Below are 22527 nucleotides of genomic sequence, written 5' to 3'. Positions count from 1 at the left end.
TGAGAGAGCCAATTTCGTAAGTCTCGTCATTTCCAGCGGTTCGGCGATTCCGTGAGCTTCGGCGCGGGAACTGCCAAGAGGGATAACGCAACAACGCTGCCGGAGGATCGTGAGATGTCTCTTGAGTTTTGGGTGCCGCTAACCATCGGCGTCGGGTTGGTTGTTTTCGCGCTCATGTTCGCCTTCGTCGTCGCGTGCGACAAGGTGTGAGGAGAACTGCCGTGATCTGGATCACCGTGGCCGTGACCCTGTTCCTGTTCGTGTACCTGCTCGCCGCGCTCCTGCGGCCCGAACGGTTTTAGTTCGGTTTCGGGTTCCTTGTAACGAGCCGCGACCGCAAGGGAGCGGAGGCGCCTCCCGTGGGAACGTTCGTGACGAACCCGCAACTGTGTGCCTGAGCCGTGAGTGTGGTCCGCTCGCTCCGCGAGCGGGGCTTGGGCTTCCGGGGCTTCGGGCGCGGTTCAGGAAGCCATCTGCCCTGAAGTGTAGTCCGCTCGCTCCGCGAGCGGGTTTGGACCACCAGGACTTCGGGCACAATGTTACAGCGCGGGAAGCCAACCGCTCGCGGAGCGAGCGGACCACACTCACCAGCACCACACCGGAAGTCGCGGCACCCGCTCCCTTGCGGTCGCGGCTCGTTTAACACGATTCCGAACAGTTCCGCTTTAATGCGGGACCAAATCGGATTTCGCGCTCCCTTGATTTAAGAGTACCGCAATGTGGCTCCTTCCATTACTGATCGTCGGCACAACGGTTCTGCTCTCCGTTCCAATGGGGCGCTACCTGGCCGGCGTTATTGACGGCAAGTACAAGGGGTTCGGCCCGCTCCGCTGGGTCGAGCGCCGACTCGATACCGGATCGCAGAACTGGAAACAGTACGCGGTCAGTCTGCTCCTGTTCAACACGGTCATGTTCGTGTTCGGATACCTGGTCCTCGCGCTGCAGCCGGTGCTGCCGCTGAACCAGTCGGACCCGGTGTTCAAGGACGGGAAGGGGATGCTGTCCCCGACCACGATCTTCAACACCGTGACCTCGTTCCTCACGAACACCAACCTCCAGCACTACTCGGGCGAGCAGCACCTGTCGTACTTCTCGCAGCTCGTGTTCGTCGTCTGGAACATGTTCGTCTCGGCCGCGGTCGGGTTCTGCGCGCTCGCGGCCGTGATTCGTGGGCTGCGGGGCGACCCGCACATGGGCAACTACTACGTGGACATGTGGCGCGTGGTGATGTACGTGTTCGTGCCGTTCAGTGTCCTCACCGGGGTGCTGTTGATCGCGTCCGGCATGCCCATGACCCTCGAACCGGCGGCGGAAGCACAAACCGTGCAGGTCGGCGCAATGGGGACGGATACCGTTGACGGCAAGGACGTGCCGAAACCGCAAGTGATCGCACGCGGACCGGTCGCCGCAGTCCTCCCGATCAAGCACCTGGGCACCAACGGTGGCGGGTTCTTCGGCGCGAACTCGACGCACCCGTTCGAGAACCCGAGCGCGTGGACCAACTACCTGGAGTGCGTCAGCATCCTGATTTTCCCGTTCTCGCTCGTCGTGATGTTCGGGCGGATGCTGAACCAGATGCGCCACGCGGCTGTGATCTACGCCGTGATGATGGTGATGTTCGCGGCGATGATCGGCTGGGCCGTCTACCACGACACCCTGAAGCCGAACCCCGGGTTACTGGCGCAACCCGAGCGCACCGTGAAAGTCGCGGGCGCGCCGGAGAAGGTCGTTCCCGCACTGGGGGCGCTGCCGGTCGATCAGGAGGGACTCGGCAATCTGGAGGGCAAGGAACTGCGCTTCGGCCCGTCCGCGGGCGCGACGTTCTCGGCCGTGACTACTGCGGTCACCTGTGGGTCGGTGAACTGCATGCACGACAGCCTGAACCCGCTGGCGGGGATCACTCCGCTGGCCGGGATGCAACTGAACTGCGTGTTCGGTGGCAAGGGCGTCGGGATGATTAACATGCTGATCTACCTGGTCGTGGGCGTGTTCCTGGCGGGGCTGATGGTCGGCCGCACCCCGGAGTATTTGGGCAAGAAGATCGAATCGCGCGAGATGAAGCTGGCGATGCTCGCGCTGCTCATTCACCCGGTCATGGTGCTCGGTCCCACCGGGCTGTTCGCGGCCCTCGATTGGGGCACGGCGGCGACCAACAACCCGGGACCGCACGGGTTCAGTGAGATCCTCTACGAGTTCAGCTCGGCGAGCGCGAACAACGGGTCCGGGTTCGAGGGGCTGGGTGACACGCACGGGTTCAACGACGCGAAGAAGAACCTCTCGACCCCGGCGCCGTTCGCGGCCCACTGGGACATCGCGACGGGGCTGGTTATGCTCCTGAGCCGGTTCATCCCGATCATCGCCCCGCTCGCGCTGGCGGCCAGCCTCGCGCGGAAGAAGACGACGCCGTTCACGTCGGGCACCATGCGCACGGACACCGCCACGTTCGGGTTCGTGCTGCTGGGCACGGTGCTCCTGGTCGGTGCGCTGCTGTTCCTCCCGGCCATGTGCCTGGGGCCGGTGGCTGAGCACTTCGGGCCGATGCCGTTCGGTCGCTAGTGCCCGGCTCGGGGCCGCGGCTATTCGCGGCCCAGGGAATTCGCGGCCGGCGGACGCCGGCCGATCGCCCAAAACTCTAACTCCACACAACGAATATGTCCGCGACATTGATGCCTCCCGAAACCGATCCGAAGCTGGCTCGCCGCGCGAGTCGGCGCCTGAGCCTGTTCGCGCCCGACCTGCTGCGCGCGGCTCTGGTGCGTGCCGTTGTCATGCTGCGACCGGACATCCTGTGGAAGAACCCAGTGATGTTCGTGGTCGAAGTCGGCACTCTGCTGTCGTTCGTGTACACGGCGTACAAGGTGGTCGCTCCCGGCTCCACGATGGCCACGCTCGGCTACTTGATCGCGCTGGACGTGTGGTTGTTCCTGACGGTTCTCTTCGCCAACTTCGCGGAAGCCCTCGCCGAAGCTCGCGGGAAGGCTCAGGCCGATGCACTCCGCAAGACGCGCCAGGAATCGCCGGCGCAGCGGTTGCGCGTCTCGGACACGTCCCGCGTGCCGGCCGGTACGCTCGCCGCGTGGTTGCGCGAGCCGCGCTCGTTCATTGACGAAGTGCCATCCACGCGCCTCAAGCCCGGCGACTTGGTGATCGTCGAGGCCGGTCAGGTCATTCCCGGTGACGGCGAGATTGTTGAGGGCGTCGCGTCGGTGGACGAATCCGCTATTACCGGCGAATCGGCACCCGTCGTGCGCGAGTCCGGCGGTGACCGCTCCGGCGTGACGGGTGGGACGCGCGTCCTGTCTGATGCGATCCTGGTGCGCGTGACCGCGGCGCCGGGGGAATCGTTCCTGGACCGGATGATCGCGCTGGTCGAAGGCGCGGCCCGGCAGCGGACGCCGAACGAAATCGCGCTCTCGCTCGTGCTCTCCGCGTTCACGCTGATCTTCTTGATTGTGGTCGTGGCACTGTGGCCGATGGCCGCACACGCCGAGGACTACATGAAGGGGTTCGTCGGGGCGACCGAACTGAAGAGCTTGGGTACCGACGTTCCGACGCTGGTCGCGCTGCTCGTGTGCCTGATCCCGACCACCATCGGCGCGCTACTCGCGGCGATCGGTATCGCGGGCATGGACCGCGCACTTCGGGCCAACCTGATCGCCAAGAGCGGTAAAGCGGTCGAAGTGGCCGGGGACATCGATACGCTGTTGCTCGACAAAACCGGGACCATCACCCTCGGTAACCGTCGCGCAACGCGGTTCGTCCCACTCGGGAGCCTCGCCGCGACCGAAGTGGGCCTACTTGCAGCGTTATCGAGCGCGGCCGATGAGACGCCCGAGGGCAAGAGCATTGTCGAACTGCAGCGGCGCACGTCCACCGCGCTCGCGGCCGTCCCGCCGTCGGGCGCGCGGTTCATCGCGTTCACCGCGCAGACTCGAATGAGCGGCGTGGATTTGCCGGACGGCCGGGCGATTCGCAAGGGGGCGTCGGACGCCGTTATCAAATACGTCAAGGCGCAGAACGGAATCATCCCGCCGCACACTGAAGAGCAGGTGAACTCGTTCGCGAGTCAGGGGATGACACCCCTTCTGATCGCCGAAGGGAACGCGATCGTCGGGCTGGTCGTGCTGGAAGACATCCTCAAGCCGGGGATCAAGGAGCGGTTCGAGCGCTTACGGAAGATGGGCATTCGCACCGTCATGGTGACCGGGGACAACCCGCTGACCGCGAAGAGCATCGCGGAGCAAGCCGGCGTCGATGACTACATCGCGGAGGCGACCCCGGAAGCGAAGCTCGCCTACATCCGCAAAGAGCAGGCGGGCGGGCGGCTCGTGGCGATGATGGGCGACGGGACCAACGACGCCCCGGCCCTCGCGCAAGCGGATCTCGGGGTGGCCATGAACAGTGGCACCCAGGCGGCCAAAGAAGCCGGCAACATGGTGGATCTCGATAGCGACCCGACGAAGTTGATCGAGGTCGTCGAGATCGGCAAACAGCTCCTGATGACGCGCGGCGCGCTCACCACGTTCAGCATCGCGAACGACCTGGCGAAGTACTTCGCCATCGTGCCGGCGCTGTTCGCGGGTACGCTCCCGTGGCTCAAGGCCATCGACGTGATGAACCTGACCTCGCCGACCTCGGCGATTCTCTCGGCGGTCATCTTCAACGCGATCATCATTCCGTTGCTCATCCCGATCGCGCTGCGCGGGGTGACGTACCGGCCGGTGGGGGCGGACGCGCTTCTGCGGCGCAACCTCTTTGTCTGGGGGGTGGGCGGCGTGATTATCCCGTTCGTCGGCATCAAGCTCATCGACACGCTGTTGGCCGTGCTCGGTATGGCCTAGCCGATTCGTGCGGGAGCGAATGTAGTCCGCTCGCTCCGCGAGCAGGGCTTGGGCTTCCGCTCGGGATTTTGTGGCACAGGCCTCTGGTCTGTGTTGCGCCTCCACAGGCCAGAGGCCTGTGCCACAAGCAAATGAACGCAAAAGAATCGTGAGTGTGGTCCGCTCGCTCCGCGAGCGGGGCTTGGGCGTCCAGGGTATCGAGTGCGACGCCATAACGCAGGAGGCCAACCGCTCGCGGAGCGAGCGGACCACACTCACGAACATCACACTTGCGGTCGCGGCTCGTCGAGGCGCGACCTCGTTTCAAAATCACCCGGTCGCGGCAACGCGCCGGATATTGAGGGACAAATATGAAAGCTCATCTGCGTGCGAACTTGTTTTTGCTGGTATTCACGGTCGTGGTCTGTTGTGTTCTTTACCCCGCGGTGATGTACGCCGTCGGGCGCGGGCTGTTCCCGACCGCTGCGTCCGGGAGCCTGATTACCGAACCGGGACCGGACGGGAAGGACGTGGTGAAAGGTTCGCGGTTGATCGCGCAACCGTTCACAAGCGACGAGTATTTCTGGTCGCGGCCGTCCGCAGCCAGTTACAACGCGACCGCGTCCGGGGCGTCGAATTGGGGCGCGAACAACCCGAAACTCCGGGACCGCGTGTCGCAGTTCCTCGGGCCGATCGTCCAGTACAAGAAGAACAGCCGGTTCTACACCGGGGCCGATCTCGAAAAGACCGTTCAGAAGGATATCGAAGTGTGGTTCGCGGCCAAACCGGATCGGGTCGCGGATTGGGCGGGCGAGTTCGATCTGGCGGTCGGGAACTGGGCCAAGACAGATTTCGCGGCCAAAACCGACACGTCCGACGAGAAGTACGGGCTTCAGGGCGAGTTCATCCTCGCGTGGGTGAAGGGCCACCCGGAGGTGATTAGCGACTGGAAGGCCGCCAACCCGACCAAAACGGACGATCCCAAACCCGAAGATTTGGCCGCGGGCTTCTTCGCCAGTTTCGCGAAGACTCACCCCGGAAAGTGGCCGGGCGTCGTGGACGTCGAGCAGCCGGACAAGACCAAAGTCAAGCGCATCGAGCCGGTATCGTCTGATAGCGCGATCAGCGCGAACCTCTTCGAGTTGTGGTTGCGCGACCCGGCGAACGCGACTCGCGTTGCGGACCTGGAACCGGTAGCCGCGGACATGGTGATGGCCTCGGGTTCGGGGCTGGACCCGGACATCACGCTTCGCAACGCGCTATCGGTGTATCAACTTGATCGCGTGGCGAAGGCACGCACTGCGCCCGGTGCCGACGGCAAGAAGGTCCGCGACGACATCACCGCCCTCGTGAAAAAGCGTGCGTTCACCCCGCTCGGTGGGCTCGTCGGCGAACCGCTGGTCAACGTTTTGGAGGTGAATCGCGAACTGGACGCCAACTTCCCGGTGCCCGCGCCGAGCAAATAAGTCTCCGTAGAGAGTCGCACGGCTCGGCCTTTGTCAGTCGGGTGATTTCAATCCGACTGACAAAGGCCGAGCCTCGTTCCTTGCAAATCCGCGATGCGGAAAATAGGTTCCTGGGAACATCTCTTCGACTCGGCATACTGCATGTGTTCAGGTGGGCGCAGTGAATTGCGAAACAAACACCGGGGATGATTCTTTTCAGATCACCCGGACACCACGTTGGTCACGGGGTGCCGGGAACCCGCGGTGAATTCTCCGACTCGCAAATTGGGTTGCCACTCTGCACATTTTTTCAGATCTCGACACCTTCCTGCGTGGCGGTATAATCTCCATACCCCGACGCGGAACTCGCGTACCGATTTGAAGCAGGGTGAATGTTCTGGAGCCAGGTTCGCCAAACTAATGCCCCACGGAATCTAAAGCGACCAAAACCTGACTAATGGTTCCTGGTCACTCTTGAACGGAAGATTTGGACCTGTAAGAATTTAAGTTCGACTCGCTGTTTTTTACCCGGTAGTGTAACGGTAGCACAAGAGATTTTGGCTCTCTTCGTCTAGGTTCGAATCCTAGCCGGGTAACTTGACACAACTCTTTATCCCATCGATCAATAGTCGATGCCCAAATGCCACCGCACTTCCGCGGCATCCAAAACCGTCAGAATACGTTCAAAATCGTGGAGATCGTCGAGTACCGCCGGAGTGTTTCGCGTATCAGTCGGATTTGCGGCCAGGTACGCGAGAAGTGCGCGAACGGTCGCAAGCCCGTCGGCGGCTGCGAACCACTGTTCGGGTGGGAAGCCGCCTTCGGGTGCCGGAGGCCCGTCTAGAAATTCCGAATACGCAGCGGCCGCCTCGTCCGGCGAGGTGCTGAAAAATTCGTCCAGGGCGCGGAGCCCGTTTCCGGGCTTGCGGCTATCAAGCCCGGACCGCGCGAGCGCCTTACCCGACACGTCGAGATCGAAACGCTGATTCGCGGGCTCGGCGACGATAAAAACCGCAACGCCCATGTTCGCCCCTCACTCGTTCACCACGTCTTCCAGCTTCGAGATCGCGACCACTTCGCTCCGGCGCACGAGCACGCGCTTGCGGTTCCGCTTGATCCCGGTGGCGACCGAGTCCGCGACGTACAGCTCCCGCGTCGTTTCGGTGTCGCGGAGGTCGTGCAGGTCCGCGTTCTTCAGCTCCAGGAAGTGCTCGTCGAACCGCACCAGGCGCCCGAGGCACACGTAGGGGCTCACGAGATCGATCACGACCTTCTGTTCGAGCAACTCGTCGAGCATTTGGACCTCCGCGCGCGGGCTAACCCGATTCTACCGTCTGGGAAGTTCGCGTTCCCGGAATATGCCAACAGAAGGTGTTCGCGGGGAGGGAAACTCGTCCCCCGGCGACACTCGCGCTTGACCGCGTAGCGCCCCCTGCGCCACGATGGGCGCGTATCATCCTCGAAACTCAGGCTCGTTCCAATGCCCCGCCGCCCGGCCAAACGGCCCGCCCTGCCGGAACAACTCGTCACGCACCCGGCCCAACTGACCGCGTGCCTCGCGCACCTCGCGGGCGCGCCGCTCGTCGGTTTCGACACCGAGTTCGTGGGGGAAGATGCGTACCGCCCGGAACTGTGCTTGGTCCAGGTCGCGACCGCCGAGCAGCTCTTCGTCATCGACCCCTACGAGTGCGGCCCGCTCGACGAGTTCTGGCAGATCCTGCTCGACCCCGACCGCACCGTGATCGTCCACGCGGGGCGCGAGGACGTGCGCATGTGCTACTTTCAAGCGGGTAGCGCGCCGCCGAACGTGTTCGACGTGCAAATCGCCGCGGGCCTCGTCGGGATGACGTACCCGATCGGGTACGCGGGGCTCGTTCACGACCTGCTGCACCAGCGGATGCAGAAGGGCGAGACGCTCACCGACTGGCGCAAGCGCCCGCTCACGCCGGCCCAGGTGCGGTACGCCTACGACGATGTGCGCTACCTGCTCCCCGCGCACCGCAAACTCACGGAGCGGTTGAAGCGGTACAAGAGACTTGAGTGGGCACAGGAAGAATTCGCCACCGCGGTGCGGAAAGCGGTCGCGGACGACGTGACCGTCGAAAGGTGGCGGAAAATCAAGGGTATCGGCGCATTAGACCGGCGCGCACTTGCCGTCGCGCGCGAAGTTTACGGCTGGCGCGATAAGTTCGCGGAGAAACTCAATCGCCCCCCGCGGTTCCTGATGCGCGACGATTTGCTCATTGAAATCGCGCGCCGCGCGCCCACAAAAGCCGAAGAGCTGCACGCGGTCCGCGGGCTCCCGCGCGGGCAGGAGGAGGCCATTATCGACGCGATCAAGCGCGCGAAGGCGTTGCCGCCCGACCAGTGCCCCGAGCCGGAGGCCCGCGACAACGATACCTCGAACATCGTGCTGCTCGGCAACCTCCTGAACGTGGTCCTTGCCGACTTCGCGGGGCGGAACCGCCTGGCCGCGAACCTCGTGTCGTCGGGTTCGGACCTGAAGGCGATCGTGCGACATCGGGCCGCCGGCGAACCGCTGCCCGATGTCGCGCTGTGCCGCGGGTGGCGCGCGAAGGCGGTGCTCCCGGAACTGCTCGCGATCCTGTCCGGGGACACCGCGATTCGTGTCGCGAACCCGAATGCCGCGGAGCCACTGGAATTGGTCGAACTGGAACCGGAAGACGACGAACTACTGGACGACGAGGAGGTCGAGGAGCCGACAGAAAGCTGATCCGGGTTCTTTGTAACGAGCCGCGCCCTTAACTGTGCGCGGAAGGTGTGACAGGTTTGTGGTCGTGGCGCCCAGTTGGAGCGATGCGTTTGGGCCTTAATTATGTAGTGCAGGCGTCTGGCCTGTGTAGCGTTCCACAGGTCAGAGGCTTGTGCCACGGATCACAACACAAGCTCTCACTGACGAGAAGTCCTGAAAAACCGGTGCCCGCGCCCGCGCCGGTGACGGTACACTAATGAGATTGGTCGCGCGGCGAACGGACCCGCACCAGAATCGGACCCCCGATGAGCACCATGCTGAAGTGTCCGAACCCGAGTTGTCCGTACACGTTCGACCCGGCGCAGGTGCCGAAGGGTGTGGTGCTCAGTTGTCCGCGCTGCACCATGCAGTTCACGCTCGGTGCCCCTCCGGTTGCCCCCGTGCGCCCGCCGGCCCCCGCCGCCCCACCTCTGGAGCCGGACTTCGAGGTCGTGCGACGCGCTGCGCTCGAGGAGCGCGACCCGGACGAACCGCTCCCGGGGCGAAAGACCGGCGGGTACCAGGTGTTCATCCTCGCGGGTATCGCGGCCGTACTGATGGCCGGCACCTCCATCGCGATCATTTTCAAGATCCTCAACCGCGGCGGGAGCACCAGTTCCACATCCTCCGGTGGCACGACACTGGTGGACAAGGACCGGAACGTGAGCATCGACCCGCTCCCGACGGGGTGGGCACAGGACGACGCGACGCGGTTGCGGGTGCGCTCGCCCTTCGTCTACGGGTTCAAGCGCGAGAGCCCCGAGGCCTACGTCATCTTCGGCTCGACCGAGTACGCGAAGGGGCGCGCCCCGCGCTCCAGCGAAATGAAGCGCGATCTGGAAGTGCCTCTCAAGAAGCAGTTGTTCAGCGAGTACGCGAAGGAGCCGGTGCCCGAAACGTCCTGGCTCGGTCAAAAGATCTCGCCGGATCACGGGTTCCGGTTCCGCGCGAAGAGTGACGATCTGGTTTGGCAGGGCGAAGCCTACACCGCCACAAGTAAGGGGATCGCGTACTTTTGGGTGGGGTGGTGCGGGGAAAATGATTTCGAGGGCCTGAAGGACGAGTTCAAGGCGTTCCGTGGTAAGTTCAAACTGCTCGATCTTCGTAACGACTGGCGCGAGACGGTCGCGAAAGAGGTCGATTACAAGGGCGGTACGGTGCCCTACGTTTTCACCGATGCCGAGGACATCTGGAAAGAAGAGCCGATCGAAACCCCGAAGCAAACGACCCCGGAACTGGACCGGTGGTTGCGGATCAGCCACGCCCCGCGCGCCGACCGCAAAGCCCTCACGGACGATGCCGAGCTACAAGTTTACATCCTTGATGGCGCCGGGGAACCGCTCGACCGGGCACGCGACTTCGTGAAAGCGCGCTGGGCGAATCACGTGAAGACCGCGAACGACGAGCTCCCCGCGCCGACTTTTACCGAGCGCACGGGTGACCCCGAGGGCGACCCGTTACCGAAGGGGGAGACGCCGGTCGTTCGGTTTGAAAGTAAAGTGGTGGACCCGGCCGACCCCAAGGTCGTGGTCGCCTCGTCGGAATCGCGCCTTCTCGTGGTGTCGGCGGCGCGCATCGGCGAGAAGATCGTCGTCGTTCACTGCTGGTGCGAGCTGGCGAAGCGCGGGGTGTTCGAGGCGCGGTTCATCCAGATCGCGTCCACCCTGCGGTAACGTTTCGCGGGGCGGGTCGCTGGCTTTAAGGGGTGACGCTCGGCACGACACTCGGGACCGCGTCCGGCACGGGCGCACCCGGTGGGAGCGCCGCCGGCTTGGGCTTCGGGGGCCGGGGTTCGGCGGGGCGCTCGGCTTGTGGGAGCGTCATACCCCGCTGCCGGAGCTCCTCGGCCTTCATCAGAATGTCGTCCCCGCGCGCCTGGGTCGCTTCGGTGAGTTTGAAGTAGTAGCGGCGCGTGTCGCGGATGTGGAACGGCCAGACGACCTCGGCGAGGAAGTCGATCGGCGGGTAGGCGTACCACGGCGCCCGGACGTGGACGCGCTCCTCGATCGTCTCGTAACCGGGTTGAACGACTTTGATCGTGTAGTAGCCGTAGTACTCGTAGGGGGCGTGGGCGGGGGCCGCCCCGATCGACTTGTTGTCGATGTATACTTGGGCGTTGGGCACGTTCGATTCGATCACGAACCGGCGGTCCACGCACCCCGCGGCGGTCAGCCCGGCCAGCACCGCCGCCAGTCGCACGGTTCGCCCCGTCGTCATCCCGGTTCCCCTGCGGCACTAACGGTGTTGCATTTAATGAGGCGCCCGCATACCAGGGACGGGCGCACCGGTCAACGCCACCCGCCCTCGCCCACTCGACAGTTATTTCCGCTGGTGCGGCAGCATTGTGCGCGCCGATGGCGTAGGATAGTTGAAGACGAGTTATGAGGTGATCCGTGTCGGCGTTTGAACCGGTGCGATTCGCCGCCCTGACCGATGTGGGCGTGAAGCGCAGCCACAACCAGGACGCGTGTGCCGCGCAACCCGCCGTGGACGCGGCCGGGTTCGCGGCGCAGGGGCACGTTTTCGTCGTCGCCGACGGCATGGGCGGTCACGCGGTGGGCGAAAAGGCCAGCGCGAAGGCCGCCCGCGACATTCCCTTCCTTTATTCCAAGCACGCACGCGACGGGATCATTCCCGCGATCCGGCGCGCCTTCCAGGAAGCGAACGCCGGGATCTACGCGATCGGCCAGCAGAACCCGGAGTTCCGCGGGCTCGGCACCACGAGCACCGCGCTCGTGATCCGGCCCGAAGGGGCGTGGGTCGGGCACGTCGGCGACAGTCGCGCGTACCGTATCCGGAAGGGGCAGGCGGAGCAGCTCACGTTCGACCACTCCTGGGTGTGGGAGATCGCCCGGCGCCAGGGCGTGGACCCCGACGAGCTCGGGGACTTCAAAAAGAACGTCATCATCCGCTCGCTCGGCCCGGACCCGGAAGTCGAGGTCGACATCGAGGGGCCGCACCCGGTCGAACCCGGGGACGCCTTCCTCCTCTGCAGTGACGGCCTCACGGGGGTGGTCACGCCCCAGGAGGTCGGCGCGGTCGTGACCGCGATGAAGCCCGACGACGCGGCCCGGTTCCTGGTTCAACTCGCGAACCTGCGCGGCGGACCGGACAACATCACCGTGATGATCGTTCAGGTCCCCGACGGGCACGAGAAGGACGCCGGCACGAAGGCCGCCAAAACCGGTATTTTCGCCCGGCTGTGGGCGGCGTGGAGCAAGCGGGTGCCGTGGGCCTTCACGGTCCTCGGCGGGGGCGTCGTCCTCGCGCTGCTCTCGCTGCTGATGCAGGTCGGGGCCGTGCCCGGCGCGACGATCCTCTTCATGCTCGCCGCGGGGCTGATCCTCGCCGGACTGTTCGGCCTGTTCCAGCACACCCAGAAAGAGGAACCGGTCAGCGCGGTCGAGATCGCTGCGGACACCGCGCCGCGCGAGCTGAACGTCTACAAAAAGTACGATTGCCGCGCGACGCAGGAACTCGCGGAGCGCTTCGCGCGAGCGGAAGCGTCCCTCCTGGAGAGCATGCGCGCTCAGGGGATTCCGGTCGATTTGGACGCCCACGCGAAGCTCGCGGAGGCGGCCAAAGTCGCGGCGGGCCAGAGCGACTCCGCCGCCGCGTTCCGCGCCCGGTGCGCGTCACTGCTGTTCCTCGCCGAAGCGTTCCACAAGGCGCGCCACAAAGAAGAGTCGTTCCGCCCGAGCTGGACCCCGAGCCCGTCGTCGCAATCTTGATGATTCGGATCGCCGTTTTTTCTCCCCTCGTGCGCTCCCGTCGAGTACACTGACGCCACTGCCTACCGACGGACCTTCCCGGGTCCGTTCCAGCCACGTTACTCTCTTTGAGGGTGCCCGTGCGTCTCCACAGCGGCCCGCTCGGTTTGTCACTCGCCGTACTCGCACTGTTTTCGGCCCGTGCGGGCGCGCAACCCGTGCCCGCCAAGATCGATTTCAGCCGCGACGTGCGGCCCATTCTGTCGAACCACTGCTTCGCGTGCCACGGTCCCGACGAGAAAGTGCGCAAAGCGAAACTGCGCCTCGACACCCGTGAAGGGGCCGTTGCCGCAGCCGTTGTACCCGGTAAGCCGGACGCGAGCGAACTGATTACCCGGCTCACAGCCAGTCCGGACGACGCCAGCGTCATGCCGCCGGCCAAGACCGGTAAGAAGCTGACGCCGCGCGAGGTGGAGATCCTCAAACAATGGGTGAAGGACGGCGCAACGTATTCGCAGCACTGGGCCTACGCGAAGCCCGTGCGCCCGGACGCGCCGAAGACCAAGTTCCCGACGACCAACGCGATCGACAATTTTCTCTTCGCGCGGCTCCAGGCCGAGAAACTGTCGCCGATGCCCGAAGCGGACCGGTACACCCTCGCCCGTCGCGTCGCACTCGATTTGACGGGGCTGCCGCCTTCGGCCGAAGAAGTCGAAGCGTTCGTGAGCGACAAAACGCCCCGCGCCTACGAGAAGTTCGTTGATAAGCAGCTCGCGAAGCCCGCGTTCGGGGAGCACTGGGGGCGGATGTGGCTCGACCTCGCCCGCTACGCGGACTCCGCCGGGTACGCCGACGACCCACTGCGCACCATCTGGAAGTACCGCGATTACGTGATTCAGAGCTTCAACGCGAACAAGCCGTTCGATCAGTTCACGGTCGAGCAGATCGCGGGGGACATGCTCCCGAACCCCACGACGGAGCAACTGGTCGCGACCGCGTTCCACCGGAACACGATGACCAACAACGAGGGCGGGACGAGCGACGAGGAGTTCCGCAACGCCGCGGTGGTGGACCGGGTGAACACGACGTTCATGGTGTGGATGGGCACATCAATGGCGTGCGCGCAGTGCCACACGCACAAGTACGACCCCATTACGCAGATCGAGTACTTTCGGTCGCTCGCGTTCTTCAACAACACCGAGGACGCGGACCGGGTGGACGAAACCCCCATCCTGCCGTTCTGGACCGATGAGTTACTCGCCAAGAAGTCCGCACTCGAAAAACAAGTCGCGGACCTCGACGCGGCGCTGAAGGGCAAAAAGCCCGACGAGATGAAGCCCGAGCGCGACAAACTCGTGGCGCTGAAGAATGACCTCGCCGCGGTGAAGCCGCTCACGACCGTGCCGGTCATGAAGGAACTGACCGGCACAGCACGCCGGAAGACGAAGTTGCAGTTCCGCGGGAACTTCATGGATCTGGGCGACGAGGTGACGGAGGGTACGCCGGCCGCACTTCACGCGCTTCCCGAGAAAGCGCCGCGCACGCGCCTGGAGTTCGCGAAGTGGCTCGTGAGTGCCGAGAACCCGCTGACCGCTCGCGTGATCGCCAATAAGTTCTGGGAGCAAATCTTCGGCACCGGGATCGTCCGCACGAGCGAAGAGTTCGGCGCACAGGGCGAGCAGCCGAGTCACCCGGAACTGCTCGACTGGCTCGCGACGGAACTGGTCGCTCAGAAGTGGGACGTGAAGCAGTTCCTCAAACTCATTGTGATGTCCACCGCGTACCGCCAGTCGGCGAAGGTGTCGCCCGAGTTGTTCGAGCGCGACCCCGAAAACCGGCTGCTCGCGCGTGGGCCGCGCGTCCGGCTCTCGGCCGAAATGATCCGCGACCAGGCGCTCTTCGCGGCCGGGCTGCTCAGTGCCAAAACGCTCGGTCCCTCGGTCCGACCGCAGCAACCGAACCTCGGCGTGACGGCCGCGTTCGGTGGCTCGATCGACTGGCAGACGAGTACGGGCGAGGACAAGTACCGGCGCGGGCTTTACACGCAGTGGCGCCGATCGAACCCGTACCCCTCGATGTCCACGTTCGACGCGCCCAACCGCGACATCTGCATCGTGCGCCGGGCGCGCACGAACACGCCGCTCCAGGCCCTCGTGCTGATGAACGACCCGGTGTATACGGAAGCCGCACAAGCACTCGCGCGCCGAACCATTGAGAAGGGCGGGAAGACTACCGCGGAGAAGGCCGCGTTCGCGTTCCGGGCGTGTCTCGTTCGAGCACCGAGCGAGGCCGAAGTCGAGCGCCTCGTGACGCTCTACGAAGCGGCCGAGGCGAAGTTCGCGAAGGACGCGGCGAAGGCGACGCAGTTCGCGACGAACCCGCTCGGCCCGCTCCCGAAGGGCGTGGGGGTGACCGACGCCGCGGCGTGGACCGTGGTCGTCAACGTCGTCATGAACCTCGACGAAATGCTGATGAAACGCTGATGTCGGTGCTCCGGGCCTCGCTCCCGGATACTTCGTGCCCACCAAGTTTCTGAATATCAGGACGGGACGCATGCACCCCGCACTCGAACGCCTTCAGGCCGTTACTCGCCGGAACTTCCTGCAAACCTCCTCGATGGGTTTAGGGGGGCTCGCGCTGTCGTCGCTGATGGGGGGCGCCCGCGCCGATGGGCCGAAGATCGAGAACCCGCTCGCGCCGAAGAAGCCGCACTTCCCGGGCACGGCGAAGCGGGTCATTTACCTGCACATGTCGGGCGCGCCGCCGCACCTGGACATCTTCGATTACAAGCCGGAACTCCAGAAGCACGACGGTCAGAACTGCCCAGACGAGTACCTGAAGGGCAAGCGGTTCGCGTTCACGGCGGGCGTGCCCAAGCTCCTCGGCACGCGGCAGCCGTTCAACCAGCACGGCAAGGCCGGGGTCTGGATGTCGGACGCGATCAAGCCGCTGCACGAGGTCGCGGACGACGTGACCGTGATCCGCTCGATGAAGACGGACGAGTTCAACCACGCCCCCGCGGAACTGTTGCTCTATACCGGCTTTGCGCGGCAGGGGCGGCCCAGCCTCGGCGCGTGGACGTGTTACGGCCTCGGCAACGAGAGCGAGAACCTGCCCGGCTTCGTCGTGCTGATCTCCAACGGCGTGCAGCCGAGCGGCGGGCAGGGCTGTTGGGGGAGCGGGTTCCTGCCGAGCGTGTTTCAGGGCGTGCAGTGCCGCAGCAAGGGCGAGCCAGTCCTGTACCTCAGCGACCCGCCCGGCCTCGACCGCGACACGCGCCGGCTCGGCCTCGACGCGATGAAAGACCTCAACGAGTTGCAAGAAAAAGAACTCGGCCATCCCGAAACGCGGACGCGCATCGCGCAGTACGAACTCGCGTTCCGGATGCAGCTCTCGGCGTCCGAGGTGATGGACATTTCCAAGGAGCCGGCGAAGGTACTCGACTCCTACGGCGCGAAGCCGGGCGCGGGGAGCTTCGCGAACAACTGCCTGCTCGCCCGGCGCCTCATCGAGCAGGGCGTGCGGTACGTTCAGCTCTTCGATTGGGGCTGGGACTTCCACGGGACCAACGCGAACGAAGACATCCGCGACGGCCTGACGCGGAAGGGCACCACCACCGCGCAATCGGTCGCGGCGCTCATCAAGGACTTGAAGAACCGCGACCTCTTGAAAGACACGCTCGTGGTCTGGGGCGGCGAGTTCGGGCGCACGCCGTTCCGCGAGGGCCGCACCGCGGAGGGTAAGATTCTGGGCCGCGACCACTACCCGGACAGCTTCTCGCTCATGCTCGCGGGCGGCGGGATCAAGGCGGGGCACACCCACGGCGAGAGCGACGACCTCGGCTTCAAGGTCGCAAAGGACCTGGTCCACGTCCACGACCTGCAAGCCACACTCATGCACTGCCTCGGTTTCGACCACACGAAGTTGACGTTCCGCTTCCAGGGGCGCGACTACCGTCTCACCGACGTTCACGGTAAGGTCGTGAAAGAGATCCTGGCATAGTGAGCCCGGCCCGCAAGGGCCGCGGGTCACGACTCGCCCGCCCCGCGAGTCACGTATCACGGCCGTGAATCGTGGGTAAACTCGCCGCCACCCGTTCGCTCGACAACCCCACCGCCCGCAAAAGCTCGTTCGCCCCCAACCCCTACCTGTGTTTGTATGCGTATTACGGCACTCGCACTCGTTGCCTCAACACTCTGTTCGTCTGCAAGTGCAGACGACGCCAAGGCGCAGAAACCGGTCACCGCTCCGACGGTCGAGCGCGGCGCGACCCCGCTGCCACCGAAGGTCGAGGTGGCGACGGTCGACTGGTCGAAGCGGTTCGCCGACGGCCCGACCCCGTTGTGGGTGTGGGGCGCGGACGCGAAAAAGGACTACCGCATCGAGAAAACGTTTGATGCGAAGGGCATCAAGGCCGCGCGCCTCGTCGCGACGTGCGACAACCGCGTCACGCTGTACGTCAACCAGAAGCAGGTCGCGTCGTCGAACGAGTGGCAGGAACCGGTCGAGGTCGACGTCACCAAGTTGCTGAAAGAGACGGGGAACGTCATCGACGCCCGCGCGGGCAACGAGGGCGGCGCCGCGGGCTTCGTGCTCAAGTTGGTTCTGGTGCCCGAAAAGGGCGCGCCGGCGTACATCGTCACCGACGAATCGTGGACGTGTAGCGTGGAGGGGAGCAAGACGAAGGAGAACAAGCCGGTCAAGAAGATCGGTACCTACGGCGACGGGCCGTGGGGCAAGGTGTTTGATGCGAGTACGGGCGCGCAACCCGGCTCGAAGGTGCCCGCGAACACGTTCGTCGCGCTCCCCGGCTTCAAGGTCGAGAAGCTGTTCACGGTCCCGCAGGACACGCTCGGTTCGTGGGTGTGCCTCACCGCAGACGACAAGGGCCGGCTGATCGCGAGCGACCAGGGCGGACAGGGGCTGTACCGCATCACGCCCGGAAAAGTGGGCACGGAAGAAGAAACAAGGGTCGAGAAGATCCCCGCGAAGGTCACCGCGGCGCAGGGGCTGTTGTGGCACAAGGGGGCGCTGTTCGTTGTGTGTAACGGCGGCCCCGGGAGCGGGCTGTACCGCGTCACGTCTTCAGAGAACAACGACCAACTCGATAAGGTCGAGAAGCTGAAGGCGATCCAGGGCGGCGGCGAACACGGGCCGCACGCGGTGCGCCTCGCGCCGGACGGCAAGTCGCTGTACGTCATCTGCGGGAACCACACGCAGCCGCCGGAAAATTTCAATCACAGCCGCGTGCCGAAGAACTGGAGCGAGGACCACATTCTTCCGCGCCAGTGGGACGCGAACGGGCACGCACGCGGTATCCTGGCTCCGGGCGGGTACGTTGCGAAGACGGATTTCGACGGCAAGACCTGGGAGATCTTTACGAGCGGTTACCGGAACCCCTACGACTTCGCGTTCAACGCGAACGGCGAGATGTTCGTCTACGACGCGGACATGGAGTGGGATCTGGGGATGCCGTGGTACCGCCCGACGCGGGTGAACCACGCGACGAGTGGCAGCGAACTCGGCTGGCGCAGCGGGACCGGTAAGTGGCCCGCGTACTACATCGATTCGCTGCCCGCAATGGTGGACATCGGGCCGGGGTCGCCGGTCGGCGTCGAATTCGGGTACGGGGCGAAGTTTCCCGCGAAGTACCAGAAGGCGCTGTTCATCTGCGACTGGACGTTCGGCACGATGTACGCGATTCACACCGAACTAAACGGGGCGACCTACAAGGCTACGAAGGAAGAGTTCCTGAGCCGCACGCCGCTCCCACTGACGGACGTCGTCATTAACCCGATCGACGGGGCGATGTATTTCACCATCGGCGGGCGCGGGACGCAGAGCGAACTGTTCCGCGTGACGTATGTGGGCAAGGAGCCGACCGAGAAAGTGGAATACAAAGCAGCGCCGACGGCCGAACTAAAGTTGCTGAAGCAGATCGAGGAGTATCACAAGCTCGCCGATGACCCGGCGAAGGCTGTGGAGTTCCTCTACCCGCACCTGAAAAACGAGGACCGCTTCATCCGCTACGCGGCTCGCGTCGCGCTCGAACACCAACCGGTGAAGTTTTGGCAGGACAAAGTGCTTGCGGAGAAGGATCGGGGGGCGATTCTCAACGGTGTTGTCGCTCTGGCGCGCCAGGGCGACAAGGCTCTCCAGCCGAAACTGCTCGAAACCCTGGATCGAGTGTTCGTCGGGATCAAGGAACCGGGCAACGGGCTTTCTCTGGGGCAGTTGGTGGACCTCAGCCGGGTTTACTCGCTCGTGTTCCTTCGGACGGGTGAACCGGATAAGGCCACTGCGGAGCGGCTTTCGCAGCGGTTCGATAGGGCCTTCCCGTCTCCGGACGACACTTTGAATCGCGAAATGGCCCAACTGCTCGTCTACCTGAAGTCACCGACCATCGTTGAGAAGATCTGCGCGGAACTGAAGAAGCCGTCGAAGCCGCTCACGCAGGAGGGGCTGGACGAGGTACTGCTCCGCAACCGCGGGTACGGCGGTACGGTCGCGAACATGCTGAAGAACGCCCCGGATCAGCAAAAACTTTCCTACCTGTTCACGCTCCGTAATGCGACCGTGGGCTGGAACATGGACCGGTGGAAGACGTATTACGGCTTCCTCGCCGAAGCTCGCACGAAGGCGGGCGGCGCGAGCTACCAGGGCTTCCTCACGAACATCGAGAAAGATGCGTTCACCAACGCGACCGACAGCGACCGGCTCGCGATCGAGGCGGGCGGGCTGCGCCCCGCGTACAAGGTGCCCGCGCTCCCCAAGCCGATCGGCCCCGGTCGGGCGTGGGCGACCACGGACATCGTTGCGCTCGGAGACAAACTCAAGAGCGGGCGCGACTTCAAGAACGGCGCGCGGGCGTTCGCCGCGGCGCGGTGCGTGGTGTGCCACCGCTTCGGCGGCGAGGGCGGTGCGACCGGTCCCGATCTGTCGCAGGTCGCGGGGCGGTTCGGTCTGAAAGACCTGGTCGAATCGATCACCGAGCCGAGCAAGGTGATTTCGGACCAGTACAAGGCGTCGGTGATTCAGACCACCGACGACAAGACCATCACGGGCAAGATCGTGAATGATGCGGGCGGCAAGTACACCGTCGTCCTCGACCCCGAAAACTCGTCGAAGGTTCTGGAACTGAAGAAGGAGGACGTCGCGAGCGTCAAGGCGTCCAACATTTCGCTCATGCCCGAGAAGCTGTTGAACGAGCTGAACGAGCGCGAGGTGCTCGACATGCTCGCGTACCTCCTGAGCCGCGGAGATCCGAACCACTCGATGTTCAAGAAGTAGACCGGGTCAACCGGGCATAATGAACCCGCGGGTGCCCAGCCCGACGCACGCTTGCACGATCGACCCGGTTAGCAGGATCATCAACGCTACCGGGCGCCGGGCACAGAAACCGGCGCCCGGTAGGAGCAGGAACGCCCCCAGAAAAATCCACAGCCGAACCGTTTCGCCCCGGTTCACGCCCATCACATCAACGGCCGCGAGACACGTCAAAACGCTGAGCGCCAGGCACACCCCGGGCTCGCACGCGACCGCCCTCGGCCCGCTCCACCCTTCGGCCCCGAGCGCCCGCGCCATCCGGTACGCGCCAGTGCCGGCGATTCCCAGCACGAGCGCGGAGGTGAGAACCCCCGTATTCGAGAGCGTTTCGATCAGGTTGTAGACGAGCCACACCCAGTAGGGGCGGTTCTCCGCGATGTTGAACTCCGTCGCGTCGCGCAGGGCGAACAGAAACGCGCTCACGATCTCGTACCCGAAGAGTTGTGCCACAGCGAGGTTCGTCGCGAAGAACGCGAGCGGAATCAGGGTGAAGATCGCGAGCACGTGTGGCGCGCCGATCGCGCGCTGGGTCCAGGCCCGACCAATAAGCGCGAGGAACGTCAGCCCGGTGACCAGAGGGAGCGGTTCAAACAGGACCAGTGCGTACAGCGCGGTTCCGGTCGCGATCAACCAGCCCGGGTGCCGGTCCGCAAGGTAGCGAAGGAACAACCAGAGGGCGAACAGGATGAACACCGGCGTGACGGAATTCAGCAGCGGGAGGAAGAACAGTTTCGACGGCAGGAACAGGTACAGCGCCAGCGCCGCGAGCCCGGCGCACCGGTCCCGGAACAACTCGCGCGCGATCGCGTAGGCAAGGACCGCGCCGAGGTTCGACGCGCCAATAATGAGAACGAGCAGGCCCGGGGGCGTGTCCCAAACGGCCCGGATCACGTGGTAGAACAGCACCTTCCCGGCCATGTTCGCGCGGGCGTGGAAGTGCAGGTGCGGGGCGAGTTCCCGAAAGTCGCGGAGGAACTTGCCCGGCGGGTAGTTCCGGGCCTCGTTGTTGAAATAGTCCGTCGGGCTGCCCACCACGTGCGTGTCCGGGAACGGCGCGAGGGTGCGCATGACCAGTTGCGCGCCGGTCCCGAATACGAGCCACGCGCCAATGACGGCGAGGGGCCACCGCTCCACGAACCGGTACGAGACCCACACGAGCGCCGCGGCCGCGACGGACAGTGCCACCCCCATCTGCACCGGCCAGTCGGCGTCCCCGTTGACCAGCGGGTACACCCACCCGCCCTCAACGGACCCGTAGAACACGTCGTTGAGCATGGGCGCGCGAACTCCTGCGAGCGGGGGTGAGTCCGGCTATCGTATGGTCGGGGCGATCGGGAACCACTCGCCATCACTTGATGGTCAGGTTGTTATGCGACCGAGCATTTTTTGGAGGCGGGCGCGCCCCAGCCGGCGGAGCGTTTCGATGTTCCGCCGCGGGATCTCGAGGAGCTGTTCCGGGTCGTCGTTTACGGCGGTAACGCTGTCCTCGCGCAGCAGGTGCAGCATGGGGAACGGCGACCGGTTGGTGTAGTTCTCCACGTCGTCCGGGCGCGTCCCACCGAACTGATAGTGCGGGTGGAACCCCGCGATTTGGATCACGCCGGTCAGCTCGAGTTCCTCGAGCAGGGATTCGGTTTCGACAACGAAATCGTTGTAATCGAGGAAGTCGCCGAGTGCGTGCGGGTGAATCAGAATCGCGGTTTCGATCTGTTCGGCGGGAGTATCGGCAAGGGACTTGAGTTCGAGGGCCAGAGCGGTTCGGAGCGCTTCCCCGTTAACCGCGTCGGTGACCGAGAACCGGATCAGCCCGCCATCGAACACGCGCCGGGCGAACGGGCACAGGTTCAGTCCGATCACCACGTCCGAAATCCACCGGCGCGTCTGTTCGATCACGGTTTCTGCGTCCGGCATGTGCTCCCCCGATTGCACGCGAGTCGGTCCCGGGGTAGTTTATCGCTGTTGTGTCGCGTCGGGGTCTAGCTCGCTGCTTTGCAGCACCGGGCGATGTTGCGTCGCCCGAGAACGTTCCGAGCACTGCTGCGCGGGGAACGGCTGTTCCAGCACCGCAGGGGTGCTCGCCCCCAGGACCGGGCCGACCGCGCCGACCGCGGTCCCGATCCTGTACTCATTTTTTAGGGGCATCGCACCCCAGCGGTGCCGTGAGCCTTCCGCGCCCCAGGTCCAGAAGTAGAACCCGACGCGACCAACATTTCTCCGGCGCTCATTCTTCTCGGAATCACTCTCGTAGCGTGCAGAACGAGCCGCTCATGTGGATGGTGTCAGTGATTCCGCGTGGTTGTGCTCGTGAGTGTGGTCCGCTCGCTCCGCGAGCGGTGCTTCGGCCCGATGTGTTGGGTTGAGTGGTCCAGTTGGTGGGGTGAACCGCTCGCGGAGCGAGCGGACCACACTCCGAACTCCAGATCCCACACGATCAACATCCTCGTTGGTATCGCGTCGGCAGCAGTGAGTTGGCC

At 64.6% G+C, this 22527-nt stretch carries 15 protein-coding genes and 1 tRNA gene; 11 read left to right on the top strand and 5 right to left on the bottom strand.

Annotation, left to right across the window (positions count from 1 at the left end; genetic code table 11):
- Window positions 1–206: 206 nt before the first annotated feature.
- The 5 genes from kdpF (at window position 207) to J8F10_RS08320 (ending at window position 6861) form a co-directional block, all read left to right on the top strand.
- On the top strand, window positions 207–302 hold the full coding sequence (gene kdpF / locus J8F10_RS38605) for a K(+)-transporting ATPase subunit F (RefSeq protein WP_210653376.1): 96 nt from the start codon (window positions 207–209) through the stop codon (window positions 300–302).
- Window positions 303–717: 415 nt separating this feature from the next.
- Window positions 718–2556, top strand: coding sequence for a potassium-transporting ATPase subunit KdpA (kdpA, locus tag J8F10_RS08335; RefSeq protein WP_210653375.1), 1839 nt, complete (start codon window positions 718–720; stop codon window positions 2554–2556).
- Between the two features lie 110 nt (window positions 2557–2666).
- On the top strand, window positions 2667–4841 hold the full coding sequence (kdpB, locus tag J8F10_RS08330; protein ID WP_246523069.1) for a potassium-transporting ATPase subunit KdpB: 2175 nt from the start codon (window positions 2667–2669) through the stop codon (window positions 4839–4841).
- Window positions 4842–5191: 350 nt separating this feature from the next.
- Window positions 5192–6286 carry a potassium-transporting ATPase subunit C gene (locus J8F10_RS08325; RefSeq protein WP_210653373.1) on the top strand — a complete coding sequence of 365 codons (1095 nt, stop codon included), beginning with the start codon at window positions 5192–5194 and terminating at the stop codon, window positions 6284–6286.
- A 504-nt stretch (window positions 6287–6790) separates the two neighbouring features.
- Window positions 6791–6861: transfer RNA gene (locus J8F10_RS08320), tRNA-Gln, on the top strand.
- 26 nt (window positions 6862–6887) lie between these two features.
- On the opposite strand, the gene J8F10_RS08315 is transcribed toward J8F10_RS08320, so the two are convergent.
- A complete protein-coding gene (locus tag J8F10_RS08315) occupies window positions 6888–7289 on the bottom strand; it encodes a hypothetical protein (protein WP_210653372.1) in 402 nt (133 codons plus the stop codon).
- Between the two features lie 9 nt (window positions 7290–7298).
- Window positions 7299–7562 carry a hypothetical protein gene (locus J8F10_RS08310; protein WP_210653371.1) on the bottom strand — a complete coding sequence of 88 codons (264 nt, stop codon included), beginning with the start codon at window positions 7560–7562 and terminating at the stop codon, window positions 7299–7301.
- A 183-nt stretch (window positions 7563–7745) separates the two neighbouring features.
- Between J8F10_RS08310 and J8F10_RS08305 the strand changes: the two genes are divergently transcribed.
- The gene (locus tag J8F10_RS08305; RefSeq protein WP_210653370.1) at window positions 7746–8999 is read left to right on the top strand and encodes a ribonuclease D; all 1254 of its coding nucleotides are present in this window, start codon (window positions 7746–7748) and stop codon (window positions 8997–8999) included.
- A gap of 284 nt (window positions 9000–9283) precedes the next feature.
- On the top strand, window positions 9284–10690 hold the full coding sequence (locus J8F10_RS08300) for a BRcat domain-containing protein (protein WP_210653369.1): 1407 nt from the start codon (window positions 9284–9286) through the stop codon (window positions 10688–10690).
- Window positions 10691–10715: 25 nt separating this feature from the next.
- Here J8F10_RS08300 and J8F10_RS08295 read toward each other — a convergent pair whose 3' ends face one another.
- Window positions 10716–11234 carry a PEGA domain-containing protein gene (locus J8F10_RS08295; RefSeq protein WP_210653368.1) on the bottom strand — a complete coding sequence of 173 codons (519 nt, stop codon included), beginning with the start codon at window positions 11232–11234 and terminating at the stop codon, window positions 10716–10718.
- 176 nt (window positions 11235–11410) lie between these two features.
- Here J8F10_RS08295 and J8F10_RS08290 point away from each other — a divergent pair, with 176 nt between their 5' ends.
- The 4 genes from J8F10_RS08290 (at window position 11411) to J8F10_RS08275 (ending at window position 20017) form a co-directional block, all read left to right on the top strand.
- Complete coding sequence (locus tag J8F10_RS08290; protein ID WP_210653367.1) at window positions 11411–12748, top strand: PP2C family protein-serine/threonine phosphatase; 1338 nt, start codon at window positions 11411–11413, stop codon at window positions 12746–12748.
- Window positions 12749–12867: 119 nt separating this feature from the next.
- A complete protein-coding gene (locus J8F10_RS08285) occupies window positions 12868–15210 on the top strand; it encodes a PSD1 and planctomycete cytochrome C domain-containing protein (RefSeq protein ID WP_210653366.1) in 2343 nt (780 codons plus the stop codon).
- 70 nt (window positions 15211–15280) lie between these two features.
- Window positions 15281–16729 (top strand): DUF1501 domain-containing protein, encoded by a 1449-nt coding sequence (locus tag J8F10_RS08280; protein WP_210653365.1) that lies wholly within the window; start codon window positions 15281–15283, stop codon window positions 16727–16729.
- Window positions 16730–16885: 156 nt separating this feature from the next.
- A complete protein-coding gene (locus J8F10_RS08275) occupies window positions 16886–20017 on the top strand; it encodes a c-type cytochrome (protein ID WP_210653364.1) in 3132 nt (1043 codons plus the stop codon).
- Between the two features lie 6 nt (window positions 20018–20023).
- Here the strand turns inward: J8F10_RS08275 and J8F10_RS08270 are convergent, their stop codons facing one another.
- Together J8F10_RS08270 and J8F10_RS08265 are read right to left on the bottom strand one after the other, a co-directional pair.
- Window positions 20024–21328 carry a hypothetical protein gene (locus tag J8F10_RS08270; RefSeq protein ID WP_210653363.1) on the bottom strand — a complete coding sequence of 435 codons (1305 nt, stop codon included), beginning with the start codon at window positions 21326–21328 and terminating at the stop codon, window positions 20024–20026.
- Window positions 21329–21412: 84 nt separating this feature from the next.
- Window positions 21413–21964, bottom strand: a complete 552-nt coding sequence (locus J8F10_RS08265) for a DUF1415 domain-containing protein (protein ID WP_210653362.1) — start codon at window positions 21962–21964, stop codon at window positions 21413–21415.
- Window positions 21965–22527 lie beyond the last annotated feature (563 nt).

Origin of the sequence: Gemmata palustris, from assembly GCF_017939745.1 — a bacterium.
Taxonomy (GTDB): Bacteria; Planctomycetota; Planctomycetia; order Gemmatales; family Gemmataceae; genus Gemmata; species Gemmata palustris.
This window is presented reverse-complemented; position numbering and strand designations above follow the sequence as displayed.

Excerpts from the sequence above, each read along its gene's own strand:
- kdpB (WP_246523069.1), top strand. The coding sequence starts at position 2,667 with ATGCCTCCCGAAACCGATCCGAAGCTGGCTCGCCGCGCGAGTCGGCGC.
- J8F10_RS08325 (WP_210653373.1), top strand. The coding sequence starts at position 5,192 with ATGAAAGCTCATCTGCGTGCGAACTTGTTTTTGCTGGTATTCACGGTC.
- kdpA (WP_210653375.1), top strand. The coding sequence starts at position 718 with ATGTGGCTCCTTCCATTACTGATCGTCGGCACAACGGTTCTGCTCTCC.
- J8F10_RS08315 (WP_210653372.1), bottom strand. The coding sequence starts at position 7,289 with ATGGGCGTTGCGGTTTTTATCGTCGCCGAGCCCGCGAATCAGCGTTTC.
- J8F10_RS08275 (WP_210653364.1), top strand. The coding sequence starts at position 16,886 with ATGCGTATTACGGCACTCGCACTCGTTGCCTCAACACTCTGTTCGTCT.
- J8F10_RS08295 (WP_210653368.1), bottom strand. The coding sequence starts at position 11,234 with ATGACGACGGGGCGAACCGTGCGACTGGCGGCGGTGCTGGCCGGGCTG.
- J8F10_RS08300 (WP_210653369.1), top strand. The coding sequence starts at position 9,284 with ATGAGCACCATGCTGAAGTGTCCGAACCCGAGTTGTCCGTACACGTTC.
- J8F10_RS08265 (WP_210653362.1), bottom strand. The coding sequence starts at position 21,964 with ATGCCGGACGCAGAAACCGTGATCGAACAGACGCGCCGGTGGATTTCG.
- J8F10_RS08305 (WP_210653370.1), top strand. The coding sequence starts at position 7,746 with ATGCCCCGCCGCCCGGCCAAACGGCCCGCCCTGCCGGAACAACTCGTC.
- J8F10_RS08310 (WP_210653371.1), bottom strand. The coding sequence starts at position 7,562 with ATGCTCGACGAGTTGCTCGAACAGAAGGTCGTGATCGATCTCGTGAGC.
- J8F10_RS08280 (WP_210653365.1), top strand. The coding sequence starts at position 15,281 with ATGCACCCCGCACTCGAACGCCTTCAGGCCGTTACTCGCCGGAACTTC.
- J8F10_RS08270 (WP_210653363.1), bottom strand. The coding sequence starts at position 21,328 with ATGCTCAACGACGTGTTCTACGGGTCCGTTGAGGGCGGGTGGGTGTAC.